General features: G+C 64.1%; 12 protein-coding genes and 1 riboswitch. Of the genes, 7 read left to right on the top strand and 5 right to left on the bottom strand.

Annotated features, from left to right (window positions below; genetic code table 11):
• Positions 1 to 54 precede the first annotated feature (54 nt).
• Entirely contained in the window at positions 55 to 1,656 is a 1,602-nt protein-coding gene (gene serA, locus CN311_RS10535) for a phosphoglycerate dehydrogenase (protein ID WP_097573516.1), read from the top strand.
• 209 nt (positions 1,657 to 1,865) lie between these two features.
• On the opposite strand, the gene CN311_RS10530 is transcribed toward serA, so the two are convergent.
• Complete coding sequence (locus CN311_RS10530) at positions 1,866 to 2,756, bottom strand: DMT family transporter (RefSeq protein ID WP_097573456.1); 891 nt, start codon at positions 2,754 to 2,756, stop codon at positions 1,866 to 1,868.
• A gap of 423 nt (positions 2,757 to 3,179) precedes the next feature.
• On the opposite strand from CN311_RS10530, the gene CN311_RS10525 reads away from it, so the two are divergent.
• Both CN311_RS10525 and CN311_RS10520 read left to right on the top strand, forming a co-directional pair.
• Positions 3,180 to 4,478: an adenylosuccinate synthase gene (locus CN311_RS10525; protein WP_097573454.1), complete on the top strand. Its 1,299-nt coding sequence runs from the start codon at positions 3,180 to 3,182 to the stop codon at positions 4,476 to 4,478.
• Between the two features lie 74 nt (positions 4,479 to 4,552).
• Positions 4,553 to 6,199, top strand: coding sequence for a hypothetical protein (locus CN311_RS10520; protein WP_097573452.1), 1,647 nt, complete (start codon positions 4,553 to 4,555; stop codon positions 6,197 to 6,199).
• Positions 6,200 to 6,210: 11 nt separating this feature from the next.
• Here CN311_RS10520 and CN311_RS10515 read toward each other — a convergent pair whose 3' ends face one another.
• From CN311_RS10515 to CN311_RS10500, 4 genes are all read right to left on the bottom strand, one after another.
• Positions 6,211 to 6,510: a CcdB family protein gene (locus tag CN311_RS10515; protein WP_097573450.1), complete on the bottom strand. Its 300-nt coding sequence runs from the start codon at positions 6,508 to 6,510 to the stop codon at positions 6,211 to 6,213.
• Positions 6,510 to 6,752 (bottom strand): type II toxin-antitoxin system CcdA family antitoxin, encoded by a 243-nt coding sequence (locus tag CN311_RS10510; protein ID WP_097573514.1) that lies wholly within the window; start codon positions 6,750 to 6,752, stop codon positions 6,510 to 6,512. The genes CN311_RS10515 and CN311_RS10510 overlap by 1 nt, the downstream gene beginning before the upstream one ends.
• A gap of 76 nt (positions 6,753 to 6,828) precedes the next feature.
• Positions 6,829 to 8,646, bottom strand: a complete 1,818-nt coding sequence (locus CN311_RS10505) for an ABC-F family ATP-binding cassette domain-containing protein (protein ID WP_097573448.1) — start codon at positions 8,644 to 8,646, stop codon at positions 6,829 to 6,831.
• A 3-nt stretch (positions 8,647 to 8,649) separates the two neighbouring features.
• Positions 8,650 to 9,294, bottom strand: coding sequence for a thiamine diphosphokinase (locus tag CN311_RS10500; protein ID WP_097573446.1), 645 nt, complete (start codon positions 9,292 to 9,294; stop codon positions 8,650 to 8,652).
• 114 nt (positions 9,295 to 9,408) lie between these two features.
• Positions 9,409 to 9,523, top strand: a riboswitch (TPP riboswitch).
• Positions 9,524 to 9,566: 43 nt separating this feature from the next.
• Here CN311_RS10500 and thiB point away from each other — a divergent pair.
• The 4 genes from thiB to CN311_RS10480 all read left to right on the top strand — a co-directional run.
• Entirely contained in the window at positions 9,567 to 10,565 is a 999-nt protein-coding gene (gene thiB / locus CN311_RS10495) for a thiamine ABC transporter substrate binding subunit (protein ID WP_097573511.1), read from the top strand.
• 8 nt (positions 10,566 to 10,573) lie between these two features.
• Entirely contained in the window at positions 10,574 to 12,190 is a 1,617-nt protein-coding gene (gene thiP / locus CN311_RS10490) for a thiamine/thiamine pyrophosphate ABC transporter permease (protein ID WP_097573512.1), read from the top strand.
• Entirely contained in the window at positions 12,187 to 12,972 is a 786-nt protein-coding gene (gene thiQ, locus CN311_RS10485) for a thiamine ABC transporter ATP-binding protein (RefSeq protein WP_097573444.1), read from the top strand. The genes thiP and thiQ overlap by 4 nt, the downstream gene beginning before the upstream one ends.
• A 260-nt stretch (positions 12,973 to 13,232) precedes the next feature.
• Positions 13,233 to 14,116, top strand: an 884-nt coding sequence (locus CN311_RS10480; RefSeq protein ID WP_165779656.1) for a M48 family metalloprotease, incomplete at its 3' end; no start/stop codon positions are given.

The following is a 14,116-nucleotide window of genomic DNA, read 5'->3' as shown; positions in this document are numbered from 1 at the left end:
GGCCCTCGGGCCGCCCATTCCCAAACGGATCAATCCCATTTGAAGGAGGCCGCCATGGCGCCCCGCGTTCTCGTCTCAGACAAACTCTCCACCACCGCCGTGCAGATATTCAAGGACCGCGGCATCGAAGTCGACTATTTGCCGGATCTCGGCAAGGACAAGGAAAAGCTGCTCGAAGTGATCGGCCAGTATGACGGCCTCGCCATTCGTTCGGCGACGAAGGTCACCGAAAAGCTGATCAACGCCGCCACCAAACTGAAGGTGGTGGGCCGCGCCGGCATCGGCGTCGACAATGTCGACATCCCGGCGGCGAGCCGCAAGGGCATCATCGTGATGAACACGCCCTTCGGCAATTCGATCACCACGGCGGAACATGCCGTCGCCATGATCTTCGCACTGGCCCGCCAGATACCGGAAGCCAATGCCTCGACCCATGCCGGCAAATGGGAAAAGAACCGCTTCATGGGCATCGAGATCACCGGCAAGACGCTGGGCGTCATCGGCTGCGGCAATATCGGCTCGATCGTCGCCACGCGCGGTGTCGGGTTGAAGATGCACGTCATCGCCTTCGACCCGTTCCTGTCGGACAGCCGTGCCGAAGAGCTCGGCGTTGAAAAGGTCGAGCTGGACGAATTGTTCGCCCGCGCCGACTTCATCACCTTGCACACGCCGCTGACCGACAAGACGCGCAATATCATCGACGCAGCCGCCATCGCCAAGATGAAGACCGGCGTGCGCATCATCAACTGCGCCCGCGGCGGGCTGATAGTCGAGGCCGACCTGATCGCGGCGCTGAAGAGCGGCAAGGTGGCTGGCGCCGGCATCGATGTGTTCGAGGTCGAGCCGGCGGAGAACAACGAACTGTTCGGCATGGAGAATGTGGTGGCGACTCCGCATCTCGGCGCCTCGACAACCGAAGCGCAGGAGAATGTCGCCCTGCAGGTCGCCGAGCAGATGGCCGACTATCTGATCAAGGGCGCCGTCTCCAACGCCATCAACATGCCGTCGATCACCGCCGAGGAAGCGCCGCGGCTCAAGCCTTTCGTCAAGCTGGCCGAGGTGCTCGGGGCCTTTGTCGGCCAGGTTACCGAGGATCCGATCAAGGAGGTCGAGATCCTGTTCGATGGTTCGACCGCGACGATGAACACACGCGCCCTGATCAGCGCCGCGCTTGCCGGGCTGATCCGGCCGCAGGTCTCCGACGTCAACATGGTCTCGGCGCCGATCATGGTGAAGGAGCGCGGCATCATCGTCGCCGAGGTCAAGCGCGACAAATCGGGCGTGTTCGACGGCTATATCAAGCTGACGGTCAAGACCGAGCACATGACGCGTTCGATCGCCGGCACCTGCTTTTCGGACGGCAAGCCGCGCTTCATCCAGATCAAGGGCATCAATCTCGACGCCGAGGTCGGCCAGCACATGCTCTATACGACCAATGCCGACGCGCCCGGCATCATCGGCCTGCTCGGCACGGTCTGCGGCGAGAACGACGTCAACATCGCCAATTTCCAGCTCGGCCGCAACCGGCCCGGCGGCGACGCCATCGCGCTGCTCTATCTCGACGCGCCGTTCCCGGAAAACGTGCTGGAGCAGGTGCGTTCGCACAAATCGATCGACTCGGCCAAGAGGCTGCATTTCGATGTGGGCAGTGCGTGAGACGAAGTCAGAAGTTTCCAGTCGATCGCGTTTGGGAACACCGCATCATGGCAGCCCTGCGTGCCTTGGGAGGCGCGCGGAGCGGCTTGCTATAATTGCCTGATCGCCGTTATCTGCAGGGGAAGCTGGCGCGATCTTGCACTGCGGCTTGTGCGGCCGGCAACGACGGGCTTTGGCTTGCCCGATCCCTAACCGCGGGCACAGGCCGGCTATATCGCCATCTTCCTTCCCTTGTATTCGGCCAGGCTGATGCCGCCGAGCACCAGCACGAGCGCCAGGGCCTGATAAAGGTGGAACGTCTCGCCGACGATCAGCACCGAAAGCAGCGTGCCGAAGATCGGCACCAAGTTGATGAACAGGCCGGCCCGGTTGGCGCCGATCAATTCGTTGCCCCTGATGTAGAAGATCTGCGAGACGATCGAGGCGCCGATGGCGGTGTAGAGCGTAACCGCCCAGCCGCGGGCATCAGGCACGATGACCTTGCCGGCGGCGATCTCCCAGAGGAAGAACGGCAGCGACGTGACGAGGGCCGCGATCGACAGCGCCAGCATCAGGCTCTGCCAGCGCATGGCCGGTTTCAATCGCAACCCGACCGAATAGCCGCTGTAGAGAATCACGGCGACCAGCATGATCGCATCGCCGAAATTGAGCTCCAGCGTCAGCAGTCGTCGCGGATCGCCGTGGCAGGCGGTGAGGATCACGCCGGCGATGGTCAGCACCACGCCAACAATCTGGGCCCAATTCACGCGCAGGCGAAAAAATAGGAAATTGGCCACGATGATCAGGATCGGCATCGCCGCCTGTTCGATCGAGACGTTGATCGCGGTGGTGTAGTTGAGGGCCGTGTAAAAGATCGCGTTGAAGAAGGTGAAACCGCTGGCGCCAAGCACCGCCAGTATCAGCCAGTGTCTGCGCACCAAGGGCCAGTCCTCGCGCAGTGCGCGCCAGCCGATCGGCAGCATTATCAAAACGGCCAGTACCCAGCGCAGGAAGACCAGCGTCATCGGTGAAATATGATCGACCGCCAGTTTGCCGGCCACGGAGTTGCCGCCCCACAGCAAGGTGGTGATCATCAGGAGCAGATAGGCGCTTCGATGCATGGCTGAAGTTCCGGCCGACGGAGGGTGTCGAGGGTGTGCGCCGGCCTTAAAGCGCGTCGCGTTTAAACAGGTTCATGCGACGCGCTTTAAGCTCTTGTTGTTGTGCATGTCGTTTGTCGCAAAACCGCTGCGCACTTTTGCGCGACATGCATTATTGCCACGGTCTGCCCAAGTAAATGATGGCAAAGCTGAAAATTGTTGTGCCTCAGGGCGTTTTCAGCGGCAAAGAATGGTCGCGTCAGCCTGCTCTAGACGCTATAGAGCGACATGCGTCCAATTGGATGCACAAAGTACGCGTCTCAAGGCTTTGAACCTTCGCATCGATTTCGGGAAATCGATTCCGATTTTCCGGCGGATGCGGTAGAGGCCTGTCGTCTCGAACCATTCAAGCCGCATCGAGCGGCGTCTCAAGGGAAATGAAACATGGCCAATGTGGTGGTCGTCGGCTCGCAGTGGGGCGACGAGGGCAAAGGCAAGATCGTCGACTGGCTGTCGGAACGCGCCGACGTCGTCGTGCGCTTCCAGGGCGGCCACAATGCCGGCCACACGCTGGTTGTCGACGGCAAGGTCTACAAGCTGTCGCTGCTGCCGTCCGGCGTGGTGCGGCCAGGCAAGCTTTCGATCATCGGCAATGGCGTCGTCTTCGATCCGCACGCCTTCGTCGCGGAAGTGACGAAATTGAAGGCACAAGGCGTCGAGGTGACGCCGGAGCGCCTGAAAATAGCCGAAAACACCGCGCTTATCCTGTCCCTGCACCGGGAACTGGACGGGTTCCGCGAGGACGCCGCCTCCAATTCCGGAACAAAGATTGGCACGACCCGTCGCGGCATCGGCCCCGCCTATGAAGACAAGGTGGGCCGGCGCGCGGTCCGGGTGATGGATTTGGCGGATTTGGAAACACTGCCCCTGAAGGTCGACAGGCTGCTGACGCACCACAATGCGCTGCGCCGCGGGCTCGGCCATGACGAGGTCACGCATGACGCGATCATGCAGGAACTGAGTTCGGTGGCCGACGAGATCCTTCCCTATATGGACCGGGTCTGGAAGATACTCGACGACAAGCGGCGCGCCGGCGAGCGCATCCTGTTCGAGGGCGCGCAGGGCACGCTGCTCGACATCGACCACGGCACCTATCCGTTCGTCACCTCGTCCAACACGGTCGCCGGCCAGGCTTCCGCCGGTTCCGGCGTCGGTCCGGGCGCCATCGGCTATGTGCTCGGTATCACCAAGGCCTATACGACGCGTGTCGGCGAAGGTCCGTTTCCGACTGAACAGAAGAACGAGATCGGCGAGTTCCTTGGTACGCGCGGCCACGAATTCGGCGTCGTCACTGGCCGCAAGCGCCGCTGCGGCTGGTTCGACGCCGTGCTGGTTCGCCAGGCCGTCGCGGTCAACGGCATCAAGGGCATCGCGCTGACCAAGCTCGACGTGCTCGACGGACTGGACGAGATCAAGGTCTGCACCGGCTATCGGCTCGATGGCGAGATGATCGATTATCTGCCGGCCAGCCAGGGTGCGCAGGGGCGCGTCGAACCGGTTTACGAGACGCTCGAGGGCTGGAAAGGTACCACCGCCGGCGCCAGAAGCTGGAACGATCTGCCGGCCCAGGCCGTCAAATATGTCCGTTACATCGAAGAACTGATCGGCGCGCCAGTCGCACTCCTCTCCACCAGCCCGGAACGGGACGACACGATACTTGTGACCGACCCTTTTCAAGACTAGTTTCTCAGCCTTTCCGGGCATCGCGGTTGATTTGCGGGGGCCGGCCCAGAGACAAAATGCAGGTCGACTGAAGCATGGTAGATTTTGTTAGTCCTCTGAAAAAAACGCTTAGTGGCATCGTTGACCCGACGCCGGAGATACGCGCGCGTGTCTATGACAAGGCTCGCTCCACCATCGCGGAAAAGCTTGCCAAGCATACGCCGCCGCTGGCGCCTTCGGCCATCGCCCAGCATAAGCGCACCCTGGAAGACGCCATCCAAAGTATCGAGCGGGAGTATATCAAGCCCGCACCGGCGTCCGATCCGCTGGCCGAACTGGAAGACATTTTCTCGTCCATCGACCGCAACAAGAACCAGTCCAGCCATGTCCGGCAGCCGGCAAAGGCCGAGCCAGCATGGCAGCCCGCGCCTGCCGCGAAGACGGCGCCGAACACACCTGCGCCTAACTGGCAAAAACCGCAGCCCGCTCCTCTTCCCCCAAACCGCGTCGATCCGGCGCCCTTGGGCAAAGATTTTCAAGCGGCGGTCGACAGGAACGATGTGTCCAGGGACGATGGCTTCAGGACCGACGCCTTTTCCAATGACGAAGAGCCGGCGGCGGACACCTTCCCGCGCTTGCGCCCTGCCGAGCGCAAGCGCGGCTATGGCGGTCTGATCGCCGCAGTCGTCGCGTTGCTCGTCGTCGCCGGCGGTGGCTATGGTATCTGGCTCAACAAGGATGCGTTCAGCGATATGCTGGGCCTCAGCGACACCAAGGTCGCAACCACCGAACCGCTGGTGAAGCCGGCTCCGGCCAAGCCGGCAACCGATGCCGCGGCAACGCCGCCGCCGGCAACGCCGGCCGCCAACGACGCCGCCGAAAGCGCCAAGTTCACCCAGCGCCTGACGCCCGAGGGCGGCGAGGTCGATCCCGGCCCCGCGGCAGGGCACACCGGCATCGGCGAGGGCGAATCCGTCGCGGCGTTGACCACGCCGCCGCCCGCGCCCGCGGCTCCCGCTGGCGAGGCGCCCGTCGCCAATGCGCCGGCGCCGGGCACGGCTCCTGCGACACCGCCAGCCGACGGCGCTGCACCAGCGGCACCGGCCGATGCCGCAGCCGCTCCGGCAGCTCCAGCCCCAGGTGCCGCACCGGCTACGCCGGCAGCGGCGCCGGCGGAAACAGCAGTGCCGGTCGGCCAGAAGGCTATCTTCTATGAGGAGCGCACCAGCACCGCCCAGGGCTCGGCCGAGCCCGGCAGCATTGTCTGGTCGCTGGTGCAGGAGTCGCCCGGCGGCAACCTGCCGCCCGAGCCGGCGATCCGCGCCGAGGCGACCATTCCCGGCAAGAACGTGCAATTGCGGATGACCATCCGCCGCAATACCGACCAGACACTGCCGGCCAGCCACATCATTGAGATGATCTTCCTGACACCAGAAGGCTTCGACGGCGGCGGGGTCGACAACATCCTGCGGGTCGCCATGAAGAGCTCGGAACAGGATGCCGGCAGCCCGCTGATCGGTATCCCGGCCAAGATCGCCGACGGCTTCTTCCTGGTCGCGCTCAACGACACCAAGGCGGATGAGGACGCCAATCTGACCCTGCTCAGGGGCCAGGACTGGATCGACGTGCCGGTCGTCTACAAGACGGGCCGGCGGGCGTTGCTGACCATGGAAAAGGGCATTCCCGGCGAGAAGGTGTTCGACGAGGCGCTGAAGGCCTGGCAAGCCAAAACGGCGGGTTGAGGCTCAACGGTTCAGAAGCCCTGGAACAGCATGTCGAGCGCAGCCACGATGTCGTCGTGATGCCTCGTCAGGTTCAGCCGGCTTTCGCCCAGTTCCGTCGTCGCAACCGTGGCGATCAAATGGGTGGCCATGACCAATTTCCGCCCATTGATCTCGAATATGGGATGGAGCTTTCGCATCGGCGATGGCGCCATCGCGGCCGGCAGAAGCGGGACGACCACCCGGGTCTTGAAGTGCTCGAGAAGATCGGCCTGAACGTCAAGGAGATAGCCGCCTTCGATGCTACTTGCGAAGACGTCGTAGAGCGCCATCAGAACTGCCGATGTTCTGCCAGCGGAATGCCGTGTTTTTCGATATATTCGTTCCACGCATCTATCGTCGCGCGGTTCTCAAGCTTCCACAGCCGCGTCTTTTCGGCCGCCACTGCCTCTGCAATGCCGGCTTCCGCGGCGCGCGAGACGTTCACGTCGAGTCCCTTGGCTTCCTTCATGAGCTTTGAGTCGATCGACAGATTTGCCGGCTGGCGAACCGCATTCACAGCTATCTTGCGCATGATGACCTCCGCAACATGCGCATAATGTATGCGCATTCCTGTCCAGTTCGCAACGACAAGGTGCTTGAATCGCGACTTAACCCTCCATCTCCTCGCGCAGCATCTCCAGTTCCAGCCATTCCTCCTCGAGCGCAGCGAGCGTGGCGCGCTCCTTGTCGAGCGCGGCGATGGTCTTCTGGAACGAGGCCGGGTCGCGCTCGTAATAGGCGGGATCGGCGATGTTGTTTTCCAGCCGCGAGATTGAGGCCGTCACCGCCTCGATCTTCTTCGGCAGGGATTCCAGCGCGAATTTCTGCTTGAACGACAGTTTTTTGGCCGGCCCCTTGGGTTGAGCCACCTCAGCCTTGCCCGCCGCCGCGTCGCCGTTTTCTGACCTTGTCCGCGCCTTGCGGTCGTCGAGCCTTGTGCCGCCGCGTTGCGCCAGCATGTCCGAGTAGCCGCCGGCATATTCGATCCAGCGGCCGGCGCCGTCGGGCGCGATCACGCTAGTGACGGTGCGGTCGAGGAAATCGCGGTCGTGGCTGACCAGGATCACCGTCCCGGCAAAACCGGCGACCAGTTCCTGCAGCAGTTCCAGCGTCTCCATGTCGAGATCGTTGGTCGGCTCGTCGAGCACCAGGAGGTTTGCAGGCCGTGCCAGCACGCGGGCGAGCAGCAGGCGCGCCCGCTCGCCGCCGGAAAGTTCGCGCACCGGCGTGCGCGCCTGCTCCGGCTTGAACAGGAAATCCTTCATGTAGGAGACGACGTGGCGCTGCTCGCCATTGATGACGAGGTTCTCGCCGCGCCCGTCGGTCAGATAGTTGGCCAGCGTCTCTTGCGGATCGACGGCCTCGCGCTTCTGGTCGAGCGTGGCGATCTCCAGATTGGTGCCGAGCCGCACCGTTCCGGCATCCGGCTGCAATTCGCCGGTCAGCATCTTCAAAAGCGTCGTCTTGCCGGCGCCGTTCGGGCCGACCAGGCCGACGCGATCGCCGCGCTGGATGCGGGTCGAGAACCCCTTGACCACCGTAAGATCGCCAAAGCTCTTCTCGATGTTTTTCGCCTCGATGACCAGCTTGCCGGATTCCGCCGCGTCGCTGGCCACCATGGTCGCCGTGCCCTCCGCGCCGCGATGGCCGCGAAAGCGCTGGCGCATGGTCTGCAATTCGCCGAGCCGACGCATGTTGCGCTTGCGCCGCGCCGTCACGCCGTAGCGCAGCCAGTGCTCCTCGCGCACGATCTGGCGGCCGAGCTTGTGCTGCTCACGCTCTTCCTCCTCCAATACCTGGTCGCGCCATTCCTCGAAATGGCCGAAACCCTTGTCGAGCCTGCGGGTCTGGCCGCGGTCAAGCCAGACGGTGGCGCGAGACACGCGCTCGAGGAAGCGGCGATCGTGCGAGATGACGATCAGCGCCGAGGAGGTACGGCTGAGCTCCTCCTCCAGCCATTCGATGACCGAGAGGTCAAGATGGTTGGTCGGCTCATCGAGGAGAAGAATGTCGGGCTCCGGCGCCATGACGCGGGCGAGCGCCGCGCGCCGTGCTTCGCCGCCGGAAAGGTCGTTCGGCCGCTCCTCGCCGGAGAGGCCGAGATGCTCCATCAGATAGGTGGCGCGGTAGGGATCGTCGGCCGGACCGAGCCCCGCCTCGACATAGGCGCGGACATTGGCGAAACCATCCATGTCGGGCATCTGAGGCAGATAGCGCACCGTTGCCGAAGGCTGGCGGAACACCTCGCCGTCCTGCGGCTCGATCAGGCCAGCGGCGATCTTCAGCAGCGTCGACTTGCCCGAGCCGTTGCGGCCGACCAGGGCGATCTTGTCGCCCGCCGATGCCGTCAGCTCCGCGCCGTCGAGCAGCGGCGTGCCGCCAAAGGTCAGTTTTATCCCGTCGAGATTGAGAAGCGGCGGCGCCATGCATCAACTTTCGGGAAGCGGGTAGGGATGGGCGAGCAACAGCGCACGGCCATGGTCCAGCGCGATCTCGAGCCTGCCCTTGACCTCGTTGGAAATGGTCAGCGATGAGCCGAACGCGACCTCGACATGGTTCAGCGGCCATTTGGCGCCGGTCACGGTCAGGCCGGAAAGATCGGAGAAGCCGAGGATCGAAAAGAGCGTCCCGCCGGCATAGTCGAAGCCGGCCTTGCCCGGCAACAGGGGGACGCCTTCCTGGGCGCCGCTGGTCAACAGCACCTTCGTCCCTTCTTCAGCCAGCCGGACGCCGAGCGCCAGATGCAGGAACGCGTGGTCGGCGCGCTTGCCGCCGAACGCGCCGGCGAGCACGAGGCTGGTCGCGCCGCGTTCGAGGGCGGCGGCGATGGCGAGTTCGCCGTCGGTGCTGTCCTTCTCGGCGGGAAACACTTTTCGTGGCACTGCCGCCAGATCGTCCGGCAGATCGGCTGGCACGGAATCGAAATCGCCGACCCAGAGTTCCGGCGTCAGGCCCAGCAGACGAGCATGGCCGATGCCGGCATCGGCGGCGATGACGCGCGAGCCTTCGACCTGGCGGTCGAGCAGCGGCGTGCGGATGAGATCGCCGCCAAGCAGGATGGTGAATGTGCTCATATCGCGTGGCCCTTACCAGCCCTGCCCCGGAAACGAAAGACGAAACGCAAGGCCATGCCTTGGCCGTCGGCAAACTTCCGCTTGCGCGGCACTTCGGCCGGGCTTATGTGTCGAAACGCTCTAACGGGGTGCCGGACGCGATCTTCGCGGACCGGCTGAGAGGCAAACCTGCCAACCCGCTGAACCTGATCCGGTTTGTACCGGCGGAGGGATTAGACGTTTCGGACAACCCGACGCCTCAATTCCTTTCAATGCGAACGAAGGAGGCGCCGATGCGCACGCTTTTATACTCCCTTATCTCGGCAATTGTGCTTGCTGGCTCCGTGCCGGCATCCGCGCAGGACAAACTCACCGTCTATACCTATGAGAGCTTCACCGCAGAATGGGGTCCAGGCCCCGCAGTGAAGAAAGCATTCGAGGCCGAATGCGGCTGCACTCTTGATTTCGTCTCGGTCGCCGACGGCGTGGCGCTGCTCAACCGCGTCAGGCTGGAAGGGGCGGCGACCAAGGCCGACATCGTGCTCGGCCTCGACACCAATCTGACCACCGAGGCCAAGGCGACCGGGTTGTTTGCGCCGCATGGCGGGGTCTCGGATGTCAATGTGCCGGGCGGCTGGAGCGACGATATTTTCGTGCCGTTCGACTATGGCTATTTCGCTGTCGTCTACGACACCGAAAAGCTGAAGACGCCGCCGAAGAGCCTGAAGGAATTGGTCGAGGGCGATGCCGCCGACAAGATCGTCATCCAGGATCCGCGGACCTCGACGCCGGGTCTCGGCCTGCTTCTTTGGGTAAAGTCGGTCTATGGCGACAAGGCGCCGGAAGCCTGGGCCAAACTTAAGGCAAAGGTGCTGACAGTGACGCCAGGCTGGAGCGAGGCCTACGGCCTGTTCACCAAGGGCGAGGCGCCGATGGTGCTGTCCTACACCACTTCGCCGGCTTACCACATGGTTGCCGAAAACACCCAACGCTACCAGGCTGCCTCCTTCGAGGAGGGCGAGTATCTGCAAATCGAGGTTGCCGGCATCACCACTTCAGGCGCGAAGAACCCGCTGGCGCAAAAGTTTATCACCTTTATGACTGGGCCGAAATTTCAGGACGTCATTCCCGAGACCAACTGGATGTTCCCGGCCGGCAAGACCGACAAGCCGCTCAATCCGGCCTTCGACAAATTGGTCAAGCCGACCAAGACCTTGCTGTTCAGCCCCGATGAGGTCGCGGCCAATCGCAAGGCCTGGGTCGACGAGTGGCTGGCGGTGATGAGCAAATAGCCACCGCGATGCCGGCGCGTCCGACTGATCCCCGCATCACCGCCGGCGTCATCGCGCTTGCGGCGATCGCGCTTCTGATCGGCGGCGCGTTCGCCGGGCTGATCCTCGAAGGCGCGCGCGACTTGTCCGGTGCTGCGTCCGCCTTCGATCCCTATCTCTTCCGCGTCGCCCGCTTCACTCTCTGGCAGGCGCTTCTCTCGACTCTGCTTTCAGTGGTGCCGGCGCTGTTTGTGGCTCGCGCCCTGTCGCGGCACCCGCGCTTTTTCGGTCGCGGCTTCATCCTGCAGCTTTTTGCCGTGCCGCTGGCGCTGCCGGCCATCGTCGCGGCGCTCGGCGTTCTGGCCCTCTATGGCCGGGCCGGCTATTTCGCCGACATTCTCAGTCAGATCGGCGGCCAAAGCTGGCCCGGCATCTACGGCCTGTCCGGCATTCTCGTCGCCCATGTCTTCTTCAATCTGCCGCTCAGCGTGCGGCTGTTCCTTGAAGCGCTGGGAACGGTGCCGGCCGACCAGTGGCGGCTGGCGAGCCAACTCGGTATGGGCGCCAGACCGGCCTTCCGGCTGATCGAATGGCCGGTGCTGCGGGCGGCATTGCCCGGCGTCGCCGGGCTCGTCTTCATGCTCTGCATCACCTCTTTCACCATCGTGCTGACGCTGGGCGGCGGGCCGGCCGCGACGACACTGGAAGTCGCCATCTACCAGGCGCTGCGCTTCGATTTCGATCCGGCCCGCGCGGTGACGCTGACACTGCTGCAGATTGGCCTGACATTCGTCGTGGTGCTGGCATTGATGCGGCTTGGCGCCAATACGGTCGGCGACGCCAATTTGCCGGTAGCGCCGCGCCGGTATCTTTCGGCGGGCGCCGCCGAGACATCGCTGAACGCTTTGGTGATCATCGCCGCGCTGGTGTTCGTCGGCGGGCCGATGGCGGCCACGGTGGCTGCAGGCCTTGGCGCCGATCTCGGCCGACTGGCGGGCGAGAGCGCGGTGCGGCAGGCGACACTGACCAGCGCCGTGCTCGCCTTGCTGTCGGCGTTGCTTTCGGTGGCGCTGTCGCTGTCGCTGATCATGGCGCGGCGGGCGCTGGCCTTGAGCCGCGGCATTGGCGCCAGGACGCTGCTCGAACACGCCACCGATACCGGCGCCGGCTTCGTCCTCGTCGTGCCGCCCATCGTCATCGGCGCCGGCTGGTTCCTGTTGCTGCGCACGGTCAGCGATGTCTTCGCCATCGCTCCGGTCATGGTCGTTGCCGTCAACGCGGTGATGGCAATGCCCTTTGCCATCCGTGCGGTCCGCCCCGCCTACGATGCGGCGAGCGAACGCCATGAACGGCTCTGCGCACAACTCGGTATTTCCGGCTGGAACCGGCTCCGGCTGGTCGACTGGCCGTCGCTCAGGCGGCCGCTCGCCACCGGCTTTGCCTTCGCCATGGCGCTGTCGCTCGGCGATCTCGGCGTCATTGCGCTGTTCGGCAGCGATTCGGTACAGACATTGCCCTATCTCTTGCTGGCGCGCATGGGCAGCTATCGCACGGCGGATGCCGCCGGGCTGGCGCTGCTGCTCGGTTTCGTCTGCCTCGCGCTGGTCCTTGCCGCCGACCGGCTGGGACGAGGAGAAAGAACATGACGCCTGCCGGGAAAGTTGCCGGAGTGGAGAAAGGCGCGGCGGTGCGGCTGGAACAAGTCTCGTTCAGCTATGGCGAAGCGCCGTTCCTGTTCGATGTCGAGTTCGCGGCGTCGAAGATAACCGCGATCATGGGGCCGAGCGGCTCGGGAAAATCGACGCTGCTCAATCTGGTGGCCGGGTTCGAGACGCCGCGATCGGGACGCGTGCTGATCGGCGGCGCCGATGTCGGCACCGAACCGCCTTCGGCGCGGCCGGTGTCGATGGTGTTCCAGGAAAACAATCTCTTTGCCCATCTTTCCGTCGAACGCAATGTCGGGCTCGGCCGTTCGCCTTCGCTCAGGCTGACCGAGGCCGACCATGCCGCCGTCGCCGAGGCGCTCAAGCGCGTCGGTCTCACCGGCAAGCAACAGCGCCTGCCGCGCGAACTCTCGGGCGGCGAGCGGCAACGCGTGGCGCTCGCCCGCGTCCTGGTGCGGGACCGGCCGGTGCTCCTGCTCGACGAGCCATTCGCCTCGCTTGGGCCGGCCCTGCGCGACGATATGCTCGATCTCGTGGCCGGCGTTCATGCGGAGCGGGGCATGACGGTGGTGTTCGTCACGCACCAGCCGGAAGATGCGCGCCGCGTCAGTCAGAACATGGTGTTCCTGGACAATGGCACGGTTGCCGCGACGGGTGTCGCCGCTGATTTCTTCGACCGCTCTGGACCGGAAGCTTTCCGGCGCTATCTCGGTGCAGGTCCGTTTGGCGACGGATCACGAGATGTTGCCCGGAAGCGGACATAATTTATGGCCAAACCGGCTTCAGGCGATGCGACGTTTGCTTGCCATGGTGTGAGTAGTGTGGCTAGGTCGGCCCATACCGGTCCGGTCCGGCGCAGGCCGTGATTTGCGACTACGGCGCCACGCGCCCTATTCGAGGCGCAAAGGGTGCGGTAGCAGTTTGATTTTGTGCATGTCTTTCCGAAAATCGGCATCGATTTTCGAAGTCGTGCGTTGAGACCCGAAAGGAAGCTGTTCTGCCAACTGGCACTGACAGAGTGAGGATGAATTCGCTGGCGCGCTTTCTCGTGCTGGCCGGCTTTGCCGTGGCGCTGGCAAGCTGCCAGATGTTCACGCCTCCCGACGTCCAGGAATCCGGCTTTCAGCCTTCCGACAAGCCGATCACGGTCGACAACGTCGCCGCCAACAGCAAGCTCGCCGAAATGGCGAAGGCGCAGCATCCGCGCATCCTGGCCACCTATGGCGGCGAATATTCCGATCCTAAGCTGGAGCGCATGGTCGCCAAGGTCGTCGGCCGCCTGACCGTGGTGTCGGCCAACCCGACCCAGACCTACCGCATCACCATCCTCAATTCGCCCAACGTCAACGCCTTCGCGTTGCCGGGCGGCTATCTCTACATCACCCGCGGGCTGCTGGCGCTGGCCAACGATTCGGCCGAGCTTGCCGCGGTCATCGCGCATGAGATGGGCCATGTCACCGCGAACCATGGCCTGCAGCGCCAGCAATTGGAGGCCGAGGAGGGGTTGGCGACCAAGGTGGTTTCCGATGTGCTCGGCGATAGCCCGACAGCCAAGGCGGCGCTGATCCGCGGCAAGCTCAGGTTGGCGCAATTCTCGCGCAACCAGGAGCTCGAGGCCGACGCCATCGGCATCAAGTCGATCGGCGAGGCGGGTTTCGATCCCTATGCCGCCGGCCGCTTCCTGCAGTCGATGTCGGCCTATACCGATTTCCGCTCGATCAGCGGCGCCACCGACGCCAGCCTCGACTTCCTGGCGACGCATCCCAACACGCCGCAGCGCATCGATCTGGCGCAGCGCCATGCCCGCCAGTTCGGCGCGCCCGGCGTCGGCTCGCGCGACCGCGATTCCTTCCTCGCCGGCATAGATGGCCTGCTCTATGGCGACACGCCGGAGGAAGGCTATGTGCG

The sequence above is a fragment of the Mesorhizobium sanjuanii genome (genome assembly GCF_002529485.1).
Lineage (GTDB): Bacteria > Pseudomonadota > Alphaproteobacteria > Rhizobiales > Rhizobiaceae > Mesorhizobium > Mesorhizobium sanjuanii.
The sequence above is the reverse complement of the archived record's forward strand: the minus strand, read 5'-3'. Positions and strand labels throughout refer to the sequence as shown.